This window comes from Paenibacillus cellulositrophicus (assembly GCF_009363095.1).
In the GTDB taxonomy this organism is placed as follows: Bacteria; Bacillota; Bacilli; order Paenibacillales; family Paenibacillaceae; genus Paenibacillus_AQ; species Paenibacillus_AQ favisporus.
In genome coordinates this window covers 5,211,104-5,231,351 of record NZ_CP045295.1, presented here as the reverse complement: position 1 = coordinate 5,231,351, position 20,248 = coordinate 5,211,104, and the positions used below count along the sequence as shown (strand labels likewise).

The window sequence follows — 20,248 nt, the reverse complement described above, 5'->3', positions numbered from 1 at the left end:
TGGATGGAGACCTGCAGTGGCGCCTTCGATAAAATAGGGACATTACAGGAGGAATGATATGATACACGCCCTATTTAACGGATTTATATTGGCCTTTGGGCTGATTTTGCCGCTCGGCGTTCAAAACCTGTTTGTGTTCGGTCAAGGCGCCGCCCACACCCGCTTGAGCCGGGCACTGCCGGCTGTCATTGCCGCCTCCCTTTGCGATACGCTGCTGATATCCCTGGCGATCATGGGCGTTTCCGTCGTCGTGCTCGAATATGCCTGGATCAGAACGGTCCTATTGGGGCTGGGGATTCCTTTCCTGCTGTACATGGGCTACGTCACGTTAACCAGCAAACCGACCGTCCATAACGAAGAGGACACCCGGTCTTTATCGACTCGAAAGCAAATCGCTTTTGCCGTATCGGTATCCCTGCTCAATCCCCATGCGATTCTGGACACCGTCGGCGTGGTAGGCACAAGCTCGTTAAACTATGCCGGCTGGGAAAAGCTGGCGTTCGGCGCGGCATGCGTCATCGTCTCCTGGGTATGGTTCGCCGGACTCGCCGCGGCGGGGCGGGCCGCCAGAAAACTCGATTCGACAGGCAGGCTCAGATCGTGGATGAACCTGCTGTCCGCCGTTATTATGTGGGTTACGGCTGCTTATTTGGCTTACAGCCTGTTTAGGGGATGACGACGAAGAGGTGAAGGATCCGGAGGGTCCAATGAGGTCAACGCAGGTTAGTACAAATAAGGTCCAAACAGGCTCAAGTAACACGAGATTCACTTAGTATACTTTTTTTCAGTGCTTACCAGAAACCGAAAGAAGAATTATAATGTTACCGAATCCACCAGGAAAAGGAGGAAATTGAAACGTGAAGTATACCTATTTGGGAAAAACAGGATTAAAGGTCAGTCGTCTCTGCCTCGGTACGATGAATTTTGGTCCAAGCACCGAGGAGAAGGAAGCCTTCAAGATTATGGATGCAGCCCTCGACGCAGGTGTCAATTTCTTCGATACGGCCAACGTCTACGGCGGTAATGAGCACCGCGGATGGACCGAGGAAATCATCGGCCGCTGGTTCGCCCAAGGCGGCGGAAGACGGGAAAAAGTCGTGCTCGCCACGAAAGTATACGGCAACATGGAACATCCTATCGTGGATCCCAATGAGCAAGGGGGACTTTCCGCGTACAAGATCCGCCGCCACCTGGAAGGCTCACTCCGCAGGCTGCAGACGGACCATATCGAGCTCTATCAAATGCACCATGTGGACCGGAACGTGTCCTGGGATGAGCTCTGGAACGCTTTCCAAACTCATCAGAACCAGGGGAAAATCGGATACGTCGGCGCCAGCAACTTTGCCGGCCGCGACCTGGTGAAAGCGCAGTACGAAGCGGAGAAGCGCGGCCTGCTCGGCCTTGTGTCCGAGCAGCACAAATACAGCCTGCTCTGCCGGCTGCCGGAGCTTGAAGTGCTCCCTGCTGCGGAAGAGCATGGCATCGGCGTCATCGCCTGGAGCCCGCTGGACGGCGGCGTGCTTGGCGGCAACCTGAACCCGAAGGAAGGATCGCGGACTGCGCGCCAGACCGAGCGGCTTGAGAAGCTGCGCCCGCAGCTGGAGCAGTTCTCGAAGCTGTGCAAGGAGCTGGGCGAATCCGAAGCGACGGTGGCGCTCGCCTGGACGCTCGTGCATCCGGCGATGACGGCCCCGATCATCGGACCGCGGACGCTGGAGCAGTTCGAGCAGACGCTCCGGGTTGTTGAGGTTGAGCTGAGCGAAGACGTGCTGGCGCGTCTGGACGAAATTTTCCCGGGTCCCGGCGGAGAGGCCCCTCGGGCTTACGCTTGGTAACCCGCAGTAAAAGAAAGCTTGTTTGATCGAACTCATCCTATTCAGTTGCGCTTGGCCTTCCGGACATGTTCCGAGTGCTGAAAATAAGCGCCAGTCTGAAAAGAAAAATCCTATATGCTCTTATGCCTTCAATAGAGAACACACCTTGAGGCTTCAAGGTGTGTTCTTGCTGTTTATTGATTAGTCTCTGAACTGCCGGAAGAAGGAGCGCAGATCTTCGGCAAGCTGATCCGGTACCTCCATGGCGGCGAAATGGCCGCCCCGGTCGATCTCCGACCAATACACGACGGTGTACTGGCGCTCGGCAATCTGGCGGACCGGCAAACCCCGTTTTTCAGTTATATCAACAAAAAAAGATTCCGCTGAAGCCGCGGAATCTTTTCGCTTACCTGTATGACTTCAATCCGGCATAGATGAAAGCCGGTCCATATGGCGATGCAGCACATTCACCAGATCCGCATCGTCCCCCTGCTCCAGCCATTCCTCGATGGAGACACGCAGAGCCGCCATATAGACGGCCACCAGAAACCGGACTTCATCACGGTCCGCCCCGGTTTCGAGCCTCGAGCACAGCGCATCGCAGAGAGCCGGCTCCGCCTCCATCAGCGTATACAAAAATAAGGACGCGATAGAGGGCGTCTGCCCGGCTATGCGGTACCGGAGCACAAGACCCGGGCGCTGCTTCTCGTATTGGCTGGCCAGGTAACCGAAGACCGACTGTAAGGCGGCATGGGGTGATGCCGGAGGCTCCGCTTCCAGCAGGTATCGGATGCCATCCAGCTGCGTGCTGCGGATCGGTCCCGACAGCACTTCCTCCTTGGATGCATAATACCGGAAGAACGTGCGCGACGACATCGTGACCGCATCGGCAATGTCCTGAATCGAGGTCTGCTCATAGCCCTTCTGCTGAAAAAGCCGCAGCGCCGCTTCCTCAATCGCCGCCTGGGCCAGACGCTTCTTTCGCTCCCTTAAACCTGCCGGCGCTTCTATGGGATGTATGTTTTCTTTAGGATTCATCTCGAATTCTTCCTTCATTGACTTTTGTCACTCAGTGACATTATATTAAATTTAAGCGCAATCCACAATGCAAAATACGAACACAGCAGCGCGAAGACGTACGCCCAAGCCTTTCGGGACGGGCCATTTCATGATTCCACCTGAGATCACAGCTTATTTCAATCATTCGATCATCCCTAAAGACAGCTCCGTCCTGCTACGGCAAGGCCAAAATACTCTGCTTATGAAAGGATGGTTTGCTGATGAATCCGTCAGATCCCATTGCCCCGGAAGCGCTGAATCTATTCAGCGGTGCCAGCGGGGACAATCCGTTCCCTGTATTCGCCCAGATGAGAGAATTGAATGCCGTCATTCCGATCCCGTTTCCGATGGGCGGGCCGGATCGTCAAGCGTGGATGGTCACCCGGATGGAGGAAGCGATGCAGGTGCTCAAAGACCATGCCCATTTCACGGTGGACCCCGCTTCGATCGACGGGAATGAAGATTTCAGAAAGAGCTTGGCCGGCGGTACGGATCCGTCCGCACCTCCCACCTTTTTCACCGGACACTCCATGCTCACGGTCGATGACCCGGACCATCGGCGGCTGCGGAGCCTCGTATCCAAGGCGTTCTCGCCGCGATACATGGAGAGCCTTCGTCCCCGCGTGCAGGAAATCGCCGACGAACTGCTGGACCATGTCGAGGCACAAGGCGAGATGGACCTCGTCAAGGACTACGCCTACCCGCTCCCGATCAACGTCATTTCCGAAATGTTGGGCGTTCCCCAGGAAGACCGGGAGCAGATACATACCTGGTCGGCCGCTCTCGCCCATGGGCTGGGACTGGGAAGACGCGAGCCGGGCGTTGAAGAGAATATGCGCGCCTTCGGCGAGTATACCGCCCGGCTGGTGGCTTCCAAACGTCGGCAGCCTGCGGACGACCTCATCAGCCAGCTGATCGCGATCGAAGAGGCAGGGGACCGGCTAACGGAAACCGAACTCGTGTCGATGATCACCCTGCTCATCTTTGCCGGCCACGAAACGACCTCGAACCTGATCGCCACCGGCAGCCTGATGCTGCTGGATCATCCGGAGCAGCTGGAGAAGCTCAAGGCCGAGCCGAGCCTGGTGCCTTCCGCCGTTGAGGAGCTGCTGCGCTTCAACGGGCCGGCCACCATTGCCGGACCCCGCTTTGCCACGGAGGACATCGTGTTCGCCGGGCAGTCCATCAAGAAAGGCGATGCCGTGATCCCCGTGCTGAAATCGGCCAATCGGGACAAGCGCCAGTTCGACCAGCCCGAAGAGCTGGACATTACGCGCCAGATCAACCGGCATCTCGCCTTTGGCCACGGCATCCATATGTGCCTGGGAGCGCCGCTGGCCCGCATCGAAGGGGACATCGCCTTTACTACGCTGCTGAAGCGCATGCCGAACCTGCGGCTGAGCATTCCCCGAGATGAGGTCCCTTGGAACTTTACGCTCAGCTCCCAAGGGCTGGCTGCCCTGCCTGTGGCCTTTTAAATCTATATTCATGTGAAGCCCTTGGGACCCAAGGGCTTTTTCATATGCGGGATGAAGCCGCGGTACTCCGATTGGTTCGTAACGTATAAAAAAGAAAACCACGGAAAAGGATGGGCATCCCATCTTTTATCCGTGGTTTTTATCGTGATATGAGTTCATTTCGATTGGTTTACCAAACTGCGGGGAGGACTTAGACGATCCCCTGTGCAATCATAGCGTCCGCTACTTTCCGGAATCCGGCAGCATTGGCGCCTACGACGAGATTGCCATGATATCCGTATTCATCGGCTGCCTGAACGCAGCTCGCATAAATATTTTTCATGATATCATTCAGCTTTGCGTCAACCTCTTCAAAGCTCCAGGACATTCTCATGCTGTTTTGAGCCATTTCCAGCGCGGATACGGCCACACCGCCTGCGTTCGCTGCTTTGGCCGGTGCAAACAGGACACCGTTCTTCTGGAAAATTTCGATCGCCTGAAGAGTGGACGGCATGTTTGCTCCCTCACCGATCGCCTTCACGCCATTCTTAACGAGCAGAGCGGCCGATTCCTCGTCGATTTCGTTTTGCGTGGCGCAAGGCAGCGCGATATCGCATGGAACGGTCCAAATGTCGCGGCAGCCCTCGACATAAACGGCATCCGGATGTTCATTGACGTACTCTTTAATCCGTTTCCGCTCTACTTCTTTCAGGCGCTGAACCGTATCGATGTCCAGTCCCTTTTCGTCATAGATATAGCCGTTGGAATCGCTGCACGCGACGACCGTAGCACCGAGCTCTTTCGCTTTGCGCATAGCATAAATGGATACGTTTCCGGAACCGGATACGACGACTTTGCTTCCCTCAAAGGACAGATCGTTGTCTTTCAGCATTTCATCCACGAAATACACGCATCCATAGCCGGTCGCTTCCGTACGCGCCAGGCTTCCGCCGTATCCGATGCCCTTGCCTGTAAGCACGCCGGCTTCGTTGCCGCCCCGGATCCGCTTATACTGCCCGAACATGTACCCGATCTCCCGGGCTCCTACGCCGATGTCGCCGGCAGGGACGTCCGCATCGGGTCCGATATACTTATACAGCTCCGTCATGAAGCTTTGGGTAAACCGCATGATTTCCCGGTCCGACTTGCCCTTTGGATCAAAATCGGAGCCGCCCTTGCCTCCGCCGATCGGCTGGCCGGTCAATGCGTTTTTCAAGATTTGCTCAAAACCCAAAAACTTGATGATGCTTGCATTGACGGAAGGATGGAACCGGAGTCCTCCCTTATATGGACCGAGTGCACTGTTGAATTGTACCCGAAATCCCCGGTTGACCTGAATCTTGTTGTTATCGTCCACCCAAGGCACGCGGAATGTGATGAGACGCTCAGGTTCGACTATGCGCTCTAGAATGCCCTCTTCCATGTACTCCGGATGTTTTGCAAGAACAGGTACCAGCGAGTCAAAAATTTCCTTAACGGCCTGGTGGAACTCATCCTCGGAAGGATTCCGGGAAACGACTAAATTATACACATCGTTAACATACTTTTCGGCTGTATTTAAACCCTTCGTATCCATTACACTATTCATAACCCAACCCCTTTTGCACAATTCGCACATTTTTTTGCACTATAACGCTTTGCTTCACTAAATTCTAATGCAGGTTTAGGGGTTTTTTCCAATAAAAAATATTTTTTTAGTCGATTAAATGCATTTATCGGTGCAAAATTACAGCAATTGCTGGCGCAGCTCCGCATCACTTTTCGCGGATAGATAACCGAGCGGGATATCAAATACCGTTTTGGCGCCAACGGCTCCTTCTTTGGCCAACCGGACGGCTGCTCTGGCATAAGCGGTCAATACGCTTGCGGTGAATTCCGGGTTGCTCTCCAGCTTCAGGCTAAATTCGACGATTTGCTTCGTTCCTTGGCCGGTCACTCCGCTGCGGATCACAAATCCGCCGTGCGGCATCCCGCTGTGCTCGGATTTCAGCTCTTCTTCCGTAATGAAATGGACCGTTGTGTCATAGTCTGCAAAATAGTTAGGCATGTCCACGATCGTCTTTTCAATCTCGGCACGGTCCGCACCCTCTTCAGCAACGACATAGCAAATCCGTTCGTGCTTCTCGCGGGTTGCCAGTTCTGGCGTTTCGCCGCTGCGGATTTGTTCGATGACGCTTTCTACTGGGACGGTATACTGCACTCCTGCTTTGACGCCCGGAACGCGGCGAATGGCATCCGAGTGGCCCTGGCTGACGCCTTTACCCCAGAATGTGTATTCCTTACCCTGCGGGAGAATCGACTCAGCGAGCAGTCTGTTCATGGAGAACAGGCCCGGATCCCAGCCGGTCGAAATGACGCTGACGGTTTGTCCGTTTTTAGCCGCTGCATCCACGCTTGCAAAAAACTCAGGAATCTTGGCATGCGTATCAAAGCTGTCCACTGTGTTAAACAGAGCGGCAATGGCCGGTGTTTGCTCGGGAAGATCGGTTGCGGATCCTCCGCACAGAATCATGACATCGATCGATCCTTTATATTGTTCCACCGTCGATACATGCTCAAATTTGACGCCTGCTTCCGCAGGCATCTGCGACGGGTCACGCCGTGTGAATACCGCCACCAATTCCATATCTTCGTTCTGCGCGATGGATTGCTGGACGCCTCGTCCAAGGTTACCATAGCCTACAATTCCAATTCTGATTTTCGATGCCATTTTATGTCCCTCCACTTATTCTGATTATCCTTTTGATTATATGACATGAGATGTCATATGCAAAGCGAAAATACGAAAGAATGAGAAAAAGCCCTTGATCTCCAAGGGCTTTGTCCGATATATAGAAGTATTTACCACGGAAGCTTGTCATCCATGTAGAAAAATCCGCCGGTCGGGCCGTCCTCAGGTATCGTTGCCAGCCGAACAGCCGTTACCGCGCCTTCTTCGGCCGTCAGTTCGGCCTTGTCACCGCCCATGCGGGTCTTAACCAGCCCCGGATGCACCGCGTTAACTTTCAGGTTCGTCCCGCCGGTCTTTTGCGCCCAATAGGCTGTCAGCATATTCAGCGCCGCTTTCGAGGCCGAATAGGCCGGAGTCGCAATACGCTGCGCCAGCTCGTTCGTCAGGATGAATTGAATCGAGCCGAGCGCGCTGCTTTGGTTCACGATCCGCCCCGCCTCACTCTTCAGCAGCAATGGCAGCAGTGCCTCCGTAATAAAATAAGGCGCAAACGTGTTCACTTCAAACGTATCTCTGAAAGCATCCCCTTCATATCCGGGCTTTTCCAACGAAACGCCTGCATTGTTGACCAGGATATCGAGCCGCCCGTATTCCGTTTCAATCCACTTCGCAAGCTCCGCGATATGGGCTTCATTCGTCACCTCCAGCTGAACGCCGACCGCTTCGATCCCCTGCTGACGCAGCTCCGACGCCGCCTGATCCGCCGCTTCCTTCGTCCGTGCTGCTGTTAATACCGTAATGCCCTGCTGCCCCAATTGTTTGGCCACCTCAAATCCGATTCCTTTGCTGGCCCCCGTCACAAGTGCAATTTTGCTGTTGTTCATCTTTATTTCCTCCCTGTTATTGTTTTGAAGAAAATGGTCATTGTTATGAAATGGTCAATGGATTTCAAGTGCTTCGTATCGTACAGGCTGCGCCTCAACCAAGTGCTTGACATACGCGGCCTGGCTGTCGGCGATCTGCTCATCCGTCACATGATGCGCGTTATGCAGTACAAAGGGCGGGAGATAGCGGGCGCTGACATAGTTGGCCAGCGCTTCCACCGGCTTTGCGATATCCCTGATTGTAAACAGGTTGTATCCTCCCGGTTGATACGAAGCCGCGGTGCCTGAAGTCGATATGGCAATACCGATTTCTTTCCCCTTCATGCGGTCCCCTCCAGGACCGAAAGCCCAGCCGTATGTGAGAACCTCATCAAACCACTGTTTGAGGAGCGGCGGCGTGCTGTACCAGTACAGCGGGTATTGAAAAATAATGCGGTCATGGCTCTCCAGCAGACTTTGCTCCCGTGCGACGTCGATCTTTTTGTCCGGATAGGCTTCATACAGCAGGTGTACGGTCGTCTCTGCTTGCTTTTGTGCCGTTTCGGTCCAGGCCCGGTTGATCCGGGAGGCCTGCAAATCGGGATGTGCAGCAATAATTAACGTCTTCATAATGATCGTCTCCTTTTTCGGGAATGATTGTTCTATTAACAATGCGTCATGCTAAGCTCATTAAAAAGTTTTAGCACGGTCATTTTGAGAACGATCATTCTTTTATTATTAAAAAAAATATGTTTTTATTTTTTGACGAAGCGTATCGATACGTCTGCGATCCGCTCCAGTTTTTCTTGGGGAAGGGACGTCCGTTTCATCACTCGAATTCCCACCAGAGCGTTATGAAGGTACTCCGCCAGTTCTTCCGCTCCGTATTCCCTTGTAAACTCGCCGTTCTGCTGCCCCCAAAACACGATTTCCCTCAGCAGCTGCTCGGCCTTGGCAAATGCCTCCGTCGCCTTTGCGTCCACCTCTTCATCACGGATTCCCAATTCCACGGCCGAGTTCACGACCATGCAGCCTGGCGGCACGTCTTCATCCCCATGGATCATGTATTGGAAAACAAACTTCAGCGCTTGTTCGGCCGTTTCCGACTGCTTAACCCCTGCGGACATTCTGGCGTTGAACCGTTCCCCAAAGCGGTCGATCGCTCTCAGGAACAACGTATGCTTATCGGTGAACGTATCATACAGGCTTCTGCGGTGTATGCCCATATGCTCGACAAGGTCGTTCATGGATGTTTTCTCATAGCCCTGTTCCCAGAACAGCTTCATCGCTTTCTCGAGAACGGCGCTTTCCTCAAATTCTTTGCTTCTGGCCACCCCGAACACCTCCTTCCGTTATATCATCATTTCGGGAATCATCGGTATAGAAAATCTGTCCTTTCCGCTTCCCTTTCCCTTCGCTTATCTTAGAACAGCTTTGCCTATTTTGAGAATGCACATTCTACTTTGAACGATGTGAACCCTCTGCTTTACGAATTCAGCATAACATTTCGGGAACGATCGGTAAAGTATTATTTTTATACATCGTAACACGAACATCTATAATTTGAAGGGTAAACGCTTTAATTTTTAGAGTACCGCTTATGGTACGATAAGCTTAAACTAACAGCTGGAGGTTGATTATGGCTCTAACGATGCAAGGAGCGTTTTATACCGGCCAATATCGGAATGTATTCCTGGAAGCGGGTTATTCGCCAGAGGAGATCGACGCCAGGCTTGACCAGGCGTGGAACGACCTGTTTGACGGTGGACCTGAGGTTCGAATCTACTTTCCTCTTGGCGAGGATAAAGGATATGTTCTGGATACAGGCAACTCGGACGTCCGCACCGAAGGCATGTCATACGGCATGATGATGGCCGTTCAGATGGATAAGAAAGACATCTTCGACCGGCTCTGGAATTTTTCCAAATCGTATATGCAGCATAAGGAAGGACGCTACAAGGATTATTTCGCCTGGCACTGCAAGCCGGACGGCACCCGCCTGTCTCCTGGACCCGCTCCTGACGGGGAAGAATATTTCGCAATGGCCCTGTTCTTTGCTTCAAGCCGATGGGGCGACGGACTGCCGCCGTACGATTACTCCGAGCAGGCGAGGACGATTCTTCGCGCTTGCGTCCATAAAGGCCGGGACCAGGAAGGAGATCCGATGTGGGACCCTGCAACCAAGCTGATCAAGTTCATCCCGGAGTCTCCCTTCAGCGATCCATCCTATCACCTTCCCCATTTCTATGAGCTGTTCGCCGAGCGTGCCGACGAACGGGATCGGACTTTTTGGAAAGAAGCTGCCGTCGCCAGCCGGGCTTATCTGCATCTGGCCTGTCACCCCGAAACAGGACTGTCTCCGGAGTATGCGAATTATGACGGCACGCCGGCTGAACCGCAGCCCCATGGCGATTACCGCCATTTCTTCAGCGATGCGTACCGGGTGGCGGCCAACATTGCCCTCGACTGGGAATGGTTCCGCCAGGATCCATGGCAGGTCGGGCAGTCCAACCGGATTCAGCGGTTTTTCCGGGAGATCGAGCCTTCCGAATACCGAAGATACCGCATCGGCGGGAGCCCTTTCGAAGAGCCTGCCTTGCACCCCATTGGGCTGTTGGCTACCAACGCGATGGCATCGCTGGCCGCCGACGGTGAAGATGCGCTCCCCTTTGTTCACAACTTCTGGAGCACGCCGCTTAGAACCGGCATTCGCCGATATTACGACAACTGCCTTTATTTCTTTAGCCTCCTCGGGCTAAGCGGAAAATATCGTATTTATTAAACATGCAGAGAGAAACCAGAAAACCCTTGTTTATCAAGGGTTTTCTTTCTGTTTAATTGCAGTTCCTCCGCTGCTGATCTTTAATCCTCCTTCACATTGCGTAAAACCCGTCCTTTTCGTGGATTGGGTCAAAGTAGACGCCTTAATGTCACTATGCAGAGTAAATAAGTCTTGATCGGCAAATCATCTTAATATAATGTTTATCTTAACGAGAAAAGACATAAGTCGCATACGCGGAGGAATCAAGATGTCAAAAGAAAAGGACCGCGTGTCACCCGAACTCGCTTCCTTACAGCAGGAAATGGTGCACGAGCTGCGCCAGAACAGCACCCGTGCCGTGATGTTCCATCAGCTCATTTCGGAACGATTGGGTTTGAACGCCACCGACCACAAATGCCTGGATTACTTGAATCAAGCCGGACCTGTCACGGCCGGCCAGCTGGCCCAGTTAACCGGGCTTACAACCGGTGCTGTGACCAGTGTCATCGACCGGCTCGAACAAGCGGGTTATGTCATCCGGGATAAGGATCCGAACGATCGCAGACGTGTCGTCGTCAAACCGGTGCCGGAAGGCTCGGCATCCATCTCTCCCTTGTTCCAATCGATCATGCAGTCGACGCTCGAGATCATCTCGCAGTATACGGAGCAGGAACTGCAGCTGATTTTGAACTTCATTCGGCAGTGCAATGAGATGACTTTAACCGAGATGAATAAGATGAAGAACGAGAAAGACAGGATGAGCTGAGTATGAATCGCCGTCGTGAAAGCCGTTTGCTCACGCAAATGGCTTTTCTTTTGGGCAAAAGTCCGAATTTATTTTGCCATTCTCATTATTTATTTTACAATCCTCATTTTTCTCACCGCGTTCTCGGCCGCCTCCATAATGACTTCCCCTAACGTAGGATGGGGATGAATCGTCATCGCCAGATCCTCTACGGTCGCCCCCATCTCGATCGCCAAGGCAAGCTCCGATATGAGGGTTGACGCCTCTATGCCTACGATTTGCGCTCCTCTAACGATCCCCGACGCTTGATCCGCAATGATTTTCACAAATCCTGGCTCTTCTTTCAGCGCCAAAGCTCTGCCATTAATACTAAAGGAGGACTTGCCCACGATAACCGGGATGCCTTGCTCCTTGCATGCTGTCTCTGTCAGACCAACGCTGGCCAATTCAGGTTCGGAAAATACAACAAGCGGAATGGCTCTGTAATCCACGATAGAAGGTTTGCTGGCGATAGCTTCTGCCGCGACTTTAGCTTCGTAAGAAGCTTTATGGGCCAGAGCCGGACCTTCCGTAATATCACCGATCGCAAATATATGCGGAACTGCCGTTCTGCACTGAGCGTCCGTTTCGATCAGCCCCCTGCCCGTTGTCTGCAAGCCGATGTTCTCGAGCCCTAATCCGCCGTCCGTATTCGGTCTTCTTCCGACAGTGACCAGCGCATATTCTGCTCTAACAGTACGCTGCTCATCTTGACACATATAGCGGAGCGTCAGCCCGTCCGCATCCTGTTCTGCATGGACGGCTATAGCCTCCGTAATGATAGTTACACCGTCTTCTTTTAACTGCCGTACAACCGGAGCCACAAGGTCCGCCTCAAATCCGGGCAGCACCTGTCCTCCTCCCTCCAGAATCGTAACTTTTGTTCCGAATTTGGCATACATTTGCCCCAGTTCAACGCCGATATAACCGCCGCCGATTACGACCAGGGTCGATGGAATTTGTGAAAGGGACAACGCTTCCGTGGAAGACATAATACGTCCGCCGTAGGGCAAAGCCGCAAGCTCAATTGGACGAGAACCGGTTGCTAAGATGGCGTGTTTAAAAGAAATCCTTTGTTCGGCTCCCGCTTGATGAATGGAAGCGGTGTGCTCGTCGATTAAGCGGGCCTCTCCTTCAAGAACCGATACTCCGGCCGTCTTTAACAAATATTGAACTCCACCGGCTTGCTTGTTCACGACGGCTTGTTTGAAGGCCTGAGCATCCTCAAAGGAAGCAGCAGCAGCAACTGCCTGATTCCATTGCTTACGCTGCTTGAAGCGATGCGCTTCCCCAATCAACGCTTTGGAAGGAATGCAGCCTATGTTGGTGCACACTCCACCGATCCGGCCGCGCTCAACGACAGCCGTTGTCATTCCAAGCTGTGCTGACCGAAGCGCCGCCACATAACCTCCTGGACCCGATCCTATTACCAGGGTGTCTACCGATTTAAGGTCATTCATAACTTTGCACCTCCGAAATAAAATATGATGAACGTAATATATTATAATCATCATATTTTAGAACAGTCAATATTCTCTGCTCATTTGCCGCAAAACCTAACGATTGGACCGAGTGAAATTGACAGGTTTTATTATGATACCTATAATATTTTAAAATGCGTATTTTGCCAGTAGGAGTGATTGCTTTGCCTTATCCGGAAGGTCACAAATTAAAGGTTCGCGGCCGTATTATTGAAAGTGCAGCCAAAGCAATTCGAGCCAGCGGAGTACAGGGCATCAGCGTTCCCTTTATTATGAAAGGTGCCGGTCTGACGCACGGGGGGTTCTATTCACATTTTGACAATAAAGAGCAATTGGTCGCTGAAACTTGCCGCTTTGCGATCAGCGAGACCATTGCCCTGCTGCAGAAGGCGGCGGACCAGGAAAAGGAAGCGCCCAAAATCCACGCGGTCATTCATTTTTATTTGAGTCCGCAGCATCGCGACCAAATCGATGTGGGCTGCATTCTTCCCGCCCTTTCCGCTGAAGTATCCCGAATGTCCGAAGAGGTGCGCCAAGTCTTTACCGAGGAGCTGCAGCGTATGATTGATTTTATCTCCGACCTGGCAGAAGTCGATCCAATGACAGGCCAAGCTTTGCTGAGCCTTATGGTTGGCACGATTGTACTGGCGCGTTCCGTTAGTGATGCCGAGCTGAGTGACAGTCTATTATCGACAGGAAGGCAGCATGCCAAAGATCTTATCAAGACAAGCGCACAGAGCTAAATTGAGCTTGAGATGGTCACAGCATTTTTGTCCTCAGACCAACCAATATGATTTTTTCAAGCCCCGTTATTTGGGGCTTTTTTGCTCCTCGTTGGTGTTTTCAACCGCAGAGATTTATTTTTATTGCATTTACAACATAATTCATCCCATAATTTGAATAACGATCATTGAATACATCATGAAAGGGACGAAAACGATTGAAAACCCAAAGAATTAATCTGCCTGAAGAGTTAGAGGCTGCATTTGCTATCCGGAGGAACGTATTTGTTGAGGAACAGGGCGTGCCGCTGCATGATGAATTCGATGAGTTTGATACTTTGGGTGGACCATGTGAGCACATCATCGCCTATTATGATGAGCAGCCCGTAGGAACGGGGCGGGTACGAATTCACGAAGGATCCGGAAAGCTGGAGCGGATTTGCATCCTGCAGCCTTACCGCAAATTTGGAATCGGGAGAAGGATCATTGCATCGTTAGAAGAAATCGCTAAAGACAAAGGGGTACAGCAGGTTAAATTGCACGGGCAAAGTCAGGCGGAAGGGTTCTATAAGAAACTTGGGTATCAAACTTCTTCGGAGGAATTTATGGAAGATGGCATACCTCATATCCTCATGGTCAAACAACTGACAAATCAACCTAAATAACGAATAAGGGAGGGATGTATGATACATACGAGGCCCTCCCCAGGTTATTTTTAACAGATGCATTATAAGCAGCTGCTCCATTAACTTCATGGACTACTCATGCAATCAGCTGCGGCTTCGGGTCACGTCCATCGCCATTTCCTGCGCTTTCAAACACAATTCCGCCGCCATAAACGCATGCTCCTGCGTCATGGCATTTTCGGTCCGGTTCAGACAGTCAAGAATGAGTTCTCCAAAGAACGGATATCCAACCTGTCCGTCAACATGAAAATGATATTCACCTTCCTGATTGACCAGGTAGACATGATTGCCGGTCCGGTCGCGGGCGATATCGATATATTTTCTTAGCTCAATATAACCTTCGGTTCCCAGTATCAGGGTGCGTCCGTCTCCCCATGAACCTAAGCCGTCCGGCGTAAACCAGTCCACCCGGAAATATTGCGTGGCCCCGTTGTCCCCTAGCAGGGTGGCATCGCCAAAATCCTCAAGCTCCGGATATTCAGGGTTGTTGTAGTTTGCCACTTTGCTGTGCAGAACCTCCGCTTGTTTACAACCCGCATAAAAAAGAAACTGCTCGACCTGGTGGCTGCCAATATCGCATAGAATTCCTCCGTATTGCTTCTTTTGAAAAAACCACTCCGGCCGGGACGAAGCGTTTAACCGATGCGGTCCGAAGCCCGTCACCTGCAGCACCCGCCCGATCGCGCCCTGCTCAATGAGCTGCCCGGCATAAACCGCCGATTCGACATGCAGCCTTTCGCTGTAATAAACCATATACTTTCTTCCGGTTTCACGCACTTTGGCGCGGGCCGACTCCAGCTGCTCAAGCGTGGTAAAGGGAGCTTTATCCGTAAAATAATCTTTGCCTGCGTCCATCACCCGAAGCCCCAGCGCACAGCGTTCCGAAGTAATGGCTGCTCCTGCAACAAGCTGAACCTGCGGATCTGCCAAAATCTCTTCCTCGGAGGCTGCAATCGTTACTTGAGGATAGGTTCGTGCGAATGCTTCCGCTTTGGCCCGGTCACGGTCATAAACCCACTTTAATGTAGCTCCTGCCTCGATCAGTCCGTTGACCATTCCATAGATGTGCCCATGATCGAGCGCCACCGCGGCGATCACAAATTCACCCGGCTTGACCACCGGATTGGGTTTGCCTTTCGGGGCATAATTCATCCCGTCGTTCTTCTGCATCTCCTTCATCCCTTTCGCGTATAAGGTTCTCCATCCCGATGATTGGGGTTTACTGTTCGCCTGACGTTTGTCCGTTCGTTACGCCGCCGTAACGGCTTCCTGTCGTTATTTTCAGATCCGCAAAATTTTCAATGCTGCTGCCCTTTTCGTAAAAATGAGGTGCATTCTTCATCAGACCCTCCCGCGTATAAAAAGGATCGTCCTGCTGCAGGGGAAGCTTAACCTTTCCCCGGTGCTTGCGGATTTGTAAATACTCATAATAAGTTCCAGCGTATTCCGTCCGCTGACTCCGTCAATCAGTACCGGCGCGCCCGTCTCAATCGCATTCAGCACATTATCGATCTGCGCCGTATGGCCTTCGTACGGCAGATCCGGCAGCTCGCTGTAGTATTGCTGGATTCTCTCCTCGAGAGAGGGTTCCCGCTCCGGGAAGCCGTTCGGCAGTGACCTGGAAGCCGTGACCCGCCACGGCGCCGAGATCCGGGCATGCTCACCCTGGAAAATAAACTGCTGTTCTTCACCATGATGAACGACGGAGCTTGTAATTTGCCCTAAGCTGCCGTTCGGATATTTCAAAATCGCGATGGACAGATCCTCCACTTCAGCATTGTCATGCGCGACGTTGCTCATATAAGCCTGAAGCTCGCTGGGCTGACCCAGCATCCAGAGCAGGGCGTCGATATGATGAACCGCATGATTCAGCGTCGGACCGCCTCCCTCCTTCTCCCACGTGCCGCGCCACCATAGATCGTAATAGCAATGGCCCCGCCACCAGAACGAATCCACCTGGGCATGAAGAATTCTGCCGGCCAATCCGCTGTCCACAATGTGCTTCAGCTTCATAATCGGATTTCTGAAGCGATTTTGGGCAATGACGGATAATACTTTTCCGCTTTGTTCCGCAGCTTTGATCATGGCGTCGCATTCTTCAAGAGAGGAAGCCATGGGTTTTTCCACGATCACATGACTGCCTGCACTCAGGAAATCAATAGTAACAGGCGCATGAACAAACGGAGGCATACAAACGGAAACCAGGTCGATCTCCTGATCAAGCAGTTCCTTGTAATCCTTGACGATGACAGCGTCCAAACCGTATTGATCCCGCTTGCTTTCGGCTTTCTCGGGATAAAGATCGCATAACGCGACAATTTGACAGCGGTCCTTCAACTTCAGATAACCTTCGATATGAGCGGACGAAATCGCCCCGGTCCCTATAATCGCAACCTTGATCATCCATTTAACCTCCTAGCTTTCTTCATTGGTATATAAGGATATTAACTGAAGCTGCGAGAACATTGTGCTTCGCTGTGGGGGAAAAAATAACACTGGGTTGCGGTTCTGCGATAGAATAGATTCGGAAGCGAGTACATACGGGGAAGAAGGAGGCAGCGGCCATGTCTTTTGTAGCGGGTAACTATAGCGAGGTGCCCCTGCATTTTGCCTATAAACGAAAAAGCGTCAACTATGAGCATAAAGAAACCTTCCATTCCCACCTCGGGGTGGAAATATTGTTGATCCATCAAGGGAAAGGGACGATGATCGTCAATAACAACCGCTACCCCATCAAACCGGGCATGCTCTGCATTTTTCAGCCTTATCAGCTTCATCATCTCAAGCTCGAATACGACGAAGGCCAATGCTTCGAACGTTCCCTTGTGACCTTTGAACCGACGATGTTTGAGTCTTATTTTGAAAAATGGCCTTCGCTTCATACCTTTTATCGATTCATGTATTTAGGTGAACTTCCTGTTCCGTGCTTGTATGACACCAGCGATGAACTTCACATCCTGGACGCTGTCTACAAAAGCTTGGATGATCAATTACCCGCGCTTTCAGAGGCAGAAAGATATGAGGAATTTTCTTTATTTCTCGTTATGCTGTACCGTTCGATTAGACACGTATGGGATCAGCGGACCGAAGCCGGGCCGCCCAAACCGGCCCTTCGCCAAAATCATCAGGTGGAGCACATATTGACATGGATCGAGGCCAACTATACGTTACCGTTTCGGCTGGACGACATGGCCAAGTCGCTTCATTTATCTCCCTATCATGTATCGCATCTCTTCAAAGAGGCGACAGGCATCAGCATCTCCGAATACATCATGGCCCGCCGGGTCCATCAATCCGTTCTGCTGTTAACGACCACGAAAAAACCAATCTTGCTCATTGCTGAGGAGATTGGCTTGGCGAACAGCTCTTATTTTTGTAAATTGTTCAAACAGCGTATGGGCACTACGCCCCACCAGTATCGGAAGAAGTGGGCCAGGACTTAATATCAAAAAGACAAAACAAAAAACCCTTGATTCCCAAGGGTTTTCTTCTATGGAGCCTAGGGGGATCGAACCCCTGACCTCATCGCTGCCAGCGATGCGCTCTCCCAGCTGAGCTAAGGCCCCTTATCATTTTCTACTGATTTATTATGTATCAGCGACTCTTATAATTTATCAAAGATTTATGCATGTGTCAACAAAAAAATTCAAAAAAGATTTTGGAGCTCATGCAAGTGTTCAGCCTTATGCTCTCATGACATGACCACCGCCAAAAGCAAAAGAGACCCTGGAAGGCCCTTTTGCTCTTTAAGATGGTTGCCGGACCGGCAAAGCAGCATGCTCCCTTACGGTTAGTCCTCCACCGTATTTTTGGACAGCAGCCCCTTCAGCTCTTTCATGAACATGTTGATATCTTTAAATTGGCGGTAAACCGACGCAAAACGGACATAAGCCACCTCGTCCACGGGATACAACTGCTCCATCACCAGCTCGCCGATCTGGCGGCTCTCCACCTCCGCCACGGCGGTGTTGCGCAGCGACTTCTCCACCTCAGAGACAATCATGTCGAGCTGCTCCACAGATACCGGGCGCTTCTCGCAGGCGCGAATCAGGCCGCGGAGGATTTTATCCCGGCTGAACTCTTCCCTGCTTCCATCCTTCTTGATGACCATCAGCGGCGTTTCCTCCACCATCTCAAACGTTGTAAAGCGCCGGCTGCACTTCTCGCACTCACGCCTGCGGCGGATCGATTTATTTTCGTTAGCGGGCCGTGAGTCCAGCACTTTCGTGCCGGCATAATCACAGTACGGACATTTCATGGTAAACTCCCTTCCTTTGCAAATCACGGTGTATATAGAACAAAATCACGAACATTCACAGGGTCCGAATATCGCGAACCCTTATCCCGTCAGGGATTAGCTTGCCGCCTCGCCGAAATGTATTAAATTTCCAACAAAAACTTTTCAAAAAGAGTAATGAACTTTTGAGCTTCGAGACATAATACATTTACAAACAGCGAGGAGGTGAACAACAATGGCTTCCAACAACAACAGCTCCAACAACCTGGTAGTACCTAAAGCTACCGCAGCCCTGAACCAATTGAAATATGAAGTCGCTCAAGAACTGGGTATCAGCATCCCACAAGACGGATACCAAGGCAACATGACTGCATATGAGAACGGTTCGATCGGGGGACTTATCACTAAACGTTTGGTGACCCTGGCTGAACAACAACTGGCTGGTCAATTCTAATTCGGTTTGATACCCGAAGAAGTGTTGGAGACGCTAACCTAGCTTCTCCAATGCTTCTTTTGTTATGTTTAGCGACAGAACAGTACTCCCTTTAAAACTCGCTGTATATCCGCGTGTACTGATTGTAGTAATAAATGACCCGCTGGACGTAGTGCCGGGTTTCCCCGATGGGAATATTTTTGACCGAGTCGTAGGTGCCGTCCCATACGCCCCTTTTCAGCCAACCGTCCACTTTACCAGGCCCCGCGTTGTATGCGGCGATCACGGCAATCCGGTTTCCTTTAAACTGCTCCGACAGCGTTTTGAGATACCAGGTGCCGATTTCGATGCTGGCCTCCGGCTCATGCTTAATATGGTCCAGCGTCACCTCGGGAAGCTTGGCCTTTTCCATCGCCCAATTGGCCGTATCCGGCATTAACTGCATCAAGCCGAGAGCCCCCTTCTTGGACTCCTTGCCCAGCTTGTAATTGGATTCCACCCGGATAATCGAAGCCACCAGGAACGGGTCGACGTCATAACGCTCAGCCTGCTCACGAATATTCTCTTTATAATGAATCGGGTAAAACCACGACATCCAGTTCGTATTAAAAAACAGGATGACGACAAATCCTAAAAACAACAGAAGAAGCACTCTTTTTTTGCGTAAAAACTTCATAGCAGGCCCTTCCGGTTCCAAAATTCATCCACTTGGCGCTCCGTCTCGGAAGGTTGTCCACTGTTGTCGATCACAACGTCGGCCCGCTTCTTCTTCTCTTCGATATCCATTTGGGAACGAATCCGCGCGACCGCTTCGTCCTTCGTCAGCCGGTTTCTCTCCATCAGGCGTTCCACCTGTACCTCAAACGGGGCATAGACCAGCAGGACCTGCTCAAACATCGCTTCCAGACCCGATTCAAACAGAAGCGGGATGTCCACCACCACCAGGCGGTCCGGGTGCTCCCGTTCAAAGGTCTGCATCTGCTCCCGGATCTCCTGACGGATCGCAGGATGCGTAATATCGTTCAGAGCTTTGCGCTCGCCTGGATCGTGAAACACGATATCCCCCAGGCGTCTGCGGTCCAGCGTTCCGTCCGGAAGGAGGATGACTTGTCCAAAATGCTCGACGGCCGCAGCCAAAACCGGATGACCCGGGAGCATGACTTCCCGGGCAATGACGTCGGCGTCAACAAGCAGCGCCCCCTTGCTGACTAAGAGGGCGGATACGGTACTTTTTCCTGTCGCTATTCCTCCGGTTAACCCGATGTTCATATCCTTAACTC

21 protein-coding genes, 1 tRNA gene and 1 pseudogene are annotated in these 20,248 nt (G+C 51.9%); 9 read left to right on the top strand and 14 right to left on the bottom strand.

The annotated features are described in order from the left end of the window. Positions 1-58: 58 nt before the first annotated feature. Both GCU45_RS23900 and GCU45_RS23895 read left to right on the top strand, forming a co-directional pair. Positions 59-676, top strand: a complete 618-nt coding sequence (locus tag GCU45_RS23900) for a LysE/ArgO family amino acid transporter (protein ID WP_152401013.1) — start codon at positions 59-61, stop codon at positions 674-676. Positions 677-857: 181 nt separating this feature from the next. Continuing rightward, positions 858-1,835: an aldo/keto reductase gene (locus GCU45_RS23895; protein WP_076170434.1), complete on the top strand. Its 978-nt coding sequence runs from the start codon at positions 858-860 to the stop codon at positions 1,833-1,835. A gap of 180 nt (positions 1,836-2,015) precedes the next feature. On the opposite strand, the gene GCU45_RS23890 is transcribed toward GCU45_RS23895, so the two are convergent. Both GCU45_RS23890 and GCU45_RS23885 read right to left on the bottom strand, forming a co-directional pair. Further along, positions 2,016-2,159 carry a hypothetical protein gene (locus GCU45_RS23890; RefSeq protein ID WP_208837064.1) on the bottom strand — a complete coding sequence of 48 codons (144 nt, stop codon included), beginning with the start codon at positions 2,157-2,159 and terminating at the stop codon, positions 2,016-2,018. Between the two features lie 75 nt (positions 2,160-2,234). Continuing rightward, on the bottom strand, positions 2,235-2,852 hold the full coding sequence (locus GCU45_RS23885; RefSeq protein WP_152401012.1) for a TetR family transcriptional regulator: 618 nt from the start codon (positions 2,850-2,852) through the stop codon (positions 2,235-2,237). 242 nt (positions 2,853-3,094) lie between these two features. On the opposite strand from GCU45_RS23885, the gene GCU45_RS23880 reads away from it, so the two are divergent. Then, complete coding sequence (locus tag GCU45_RS23880; RefSeq protein WP_152401011.1) at positions 3,095-4,351, top strand: cytochrome P450 family protein; 1,257 nt, start codon at positions 3,095-3,097, stop codon at positions 4,349-4,351. A 190-nt stretch (positions 4,352-4,541) separates the two neighbouring features. Here GCU45_RS23880 and gdhA read toward each other — a convergent pair whose 3' ends face one another. The 5 genes from gdhA to GCU45_RS23855 form a co-directional block, all read right to left on the bottom strand. Beyond that, positions 4,542-5,906: an NADP-specific glutamate dehydrogenase gene (gene gdhA / locus GCU45_RS23875; protein WP_425281304.1), complete on the bottom strand. Its 1,365-nt coding sequence runs from the start codon at positions 5,904-5,906 to the stop codon at positions 4,542-4,544. A 150-nt stretch (positions 5,907-6,056) separates the two neighbouring features. Further along, positions 6,057-7,040: a diaminopimelate dehydrogenase gene (locus tag GCU45_RS23870; RefSeq protein ID WP_145947017.1), complete on the bottom strand. Its 984-nt coding sequence runs from the start codon at positions 7,038-7,040 to the stop codon at positions 6,057-6,059. 131 nt (positions 7,041-7,171) lie between these two features. Further along, on the bottom strand, positions 7,172-7,885 hold the full coding sequence (locus GCU45_RS23865; RefSeq protein ID WP_152401010.1) for an SDR family oxidoreductase: 714 nt from the start codon (positions 7,883-7,885) through the stop codon (positions 7,172-7,174). 54 nt (positions 7,886-7,939) lie between these two features. Further along, complete coding sequence (locus tag GCU45_RS23860; protein ID WP_152401009.1) at positions 7,940-8,494, bottom strand: NAD(P)H-dependent oxidoreductase; 555 nt, start codon at positions 8,492-8,494, stop codon at positions 7,940-7,942. A gap of 125 nt (positions 8,495-8,619) precedes the next feature. Continuing rightward, positions 8,620-9,198, bottom strand: a complete 579-nt coding sequence (locus tag GCU45_RS23855; RefSeq protein ID WP_152401008.1) for a TetR/AcrR family transcriptional regulator — start codon at positions 9,196-9,198, stop codon at positions 8,620-8,622. Between the two features lie 305 nt (positions 9,199-9,503). Between GCU45_RS23855 and GCU45_RS23850 the strand changes: the two genes are divergently transcribed. After that, entirely contained in the window at positions 9,504-10,646 is a 1,143-nt protein-coding gene (locus tag GCU45_RS23850) for a family 8 glycosyl hydrolase (protein WP_152401007.1), read from the top strand. A 247-nt stretch (positions 10,647-10,893) separates the two neighbouring features. Continuing rightward, positions 10,894-11,391, top strand: a complete 498-nt coding sequence (locus GCU45_RS23845) for a MarR family winged helix-turn-helix transcriptional regulator (protein WP_152401006.1) — start codon at positions 10,894-10,896, stop codon at positions 11,389-11,391. An 89-nt stretch (positions 11,392-11,480) separates the two neighbouring features. Here GCU45_RS23845 and lpdA read toward each other — a convergent pair whose 3' ends face one another. Next, a complete protein-coding gene (gene lpdA / locus GCU45_RS23840; RefSeq protein ID WP_152401005.1) occupies positions 11,481-12,869 on the bottom strand; it encodes a dihydrolipoyl dehydrogenase in 1,389 nt (462 codons plus the stop codon). Between the two features lie 185 nt (positions 12,870-13,054). On the opposite strand from lpdA, the gene GCU45_RS23835 reads away from it, so the two are divergent. Continuing rightward, the gene (locus tag GCU45_RS23835; protein WP_152401003.1) at positions 13,055-13,633 is read left to right on the top strand and encodes a TetR/AcrR family transcriptional regulator; all 579 of its coding nucleotides are present in this window, start codon (positions 13,055-13,057) and stop codon (positions 13,631-13,633) included. Positions 13,634-13,830: 197 nt separating this feature from the next. Then, a complete protein-coding gene (locus GCU45_RS23830; RefSeq protein ID WP_152401001.1) occupies positions 13,831-14,277 on the top strand; it encodes a GNAT family N-acetyltransferase in 447 nt (148 codons plus the stop codon). A gap of 105 nt (positions 14,278-14,382) precedes the next feature. On the opposite strand, the gene GCU45_RS23825 is transcribed toward GCU45_RS23830, so the two are convergent. Beyond that, the gene (locus GCU45_RS23825; protein ID WP_152400999.1) at positions 14,383-15,468 is read right to left on the bottom strand and encodes a Gfo/Idh/MocA family protein; all 1,086 of its coding nucleotides are present in this window, start codon (positions 15,466-15,468) and stop codon (positions 14,383-14,385) included. A 49-nt stretch (positions 15,469-15,517) separates the two neighbouring features. After that, positions 15,518-16,701 (bottom strand): annotated as a pseudogene (locus GCU45_RS23820) (Gfo/Idh/MocA family protein). A gap of 161 nt (positions 16,702-16,862) precedes the next feature. Between GCU45_RS23820 and GCU45_RS23815 the strand changes: the two are divergent. Next, positions 16,863-17,741, top strand: a complete 879-nt coding sequence (locus GCU45_RS23815) for an AraC family transcriptional regulator (protein ID WP_152400997.1) — start codon at positions 16,863-16,865, stop codon at positions 17,739-17,741. Positions 17,742-17,791: 50 nt separating this feature from the next. On the opposite strand, the gene GCU45_RS23810 is transcribed toward GCU45_RS23815, so the two are convergent. Both GCU45_RS23810 and nrdR read right to left on the bottom strand, forming a co-directional pair. After that, positions 17,792-17,864, bottom strand: a tRNA-Ala gene (locus GCU45_RS23810). A gap of 224 nt (positions 17,865-18,088) precedes the next feature. Then, a complete protein-coding gene (gene nrdR / locus GCU45_RS23805) occupies positions 18,089-18,556 on the bottom strand; it encodes a transcriptional regulator NrdR (protein WP_076170449.1) in 468 nt (155 codons plus the stop codon). Between the two features lie 214 nt (positions 18,557-18,770). Between nrdR and GCU45_RS23800 the strand changes: the two genes are divergently transcribed. Next, the gene (locus GCU45_RS23800; RefSeq protein WP_076170450.1) at positions 18,771-18,989 is read left to right on the top strand and encodes an alpha/beta-type small acid-soluble spore protein; all 219 of its coding nucleotides are present in this window, start codon (positions 18,771-18,773) and stop codon (positions 18,987-18,989) included. A 91-nt stretch (positions 18,990-19,080) separates the two neighbouring features. Here the strand turns inward: GCU45_RS23800 and GCU45_RS23795 are convergent, their stop codons facing one another. Both GCU45_RS23795 and coaE read right to left on the bottom strand, forming a co-directional pair. Further along, positions 19,081-19,644 (bottom strand): lytic transglycosylase domain-containing protein, encoded by a 564-nt coding sequence (locus GCU45_RS23795; RefSeq protein WP_076170451.1) that lies wholly within the window; start codon positions 19,642-19,644, stop codon positions 19,081-19,083. Then, the gene (gene coaE, locus GCU45_RS23790) at positions 19,641-20,237 is read right to left on the bottom strand and encodes a dephospho-CoA kinase (RefSeq protein WP_152400995.1); all 597 of its coding nucleotides are present in this window, start codon (positions 20,235-20,237) and stop codon (positions 19,641-19,643) included. The genes GCU45_RS23795 and coaE overlap by 4 nt, the downstream gene beginning before the upstream one ends. Between the last annotated feature and the right edge of the window lie 11 nt (positions 20,238-20,248).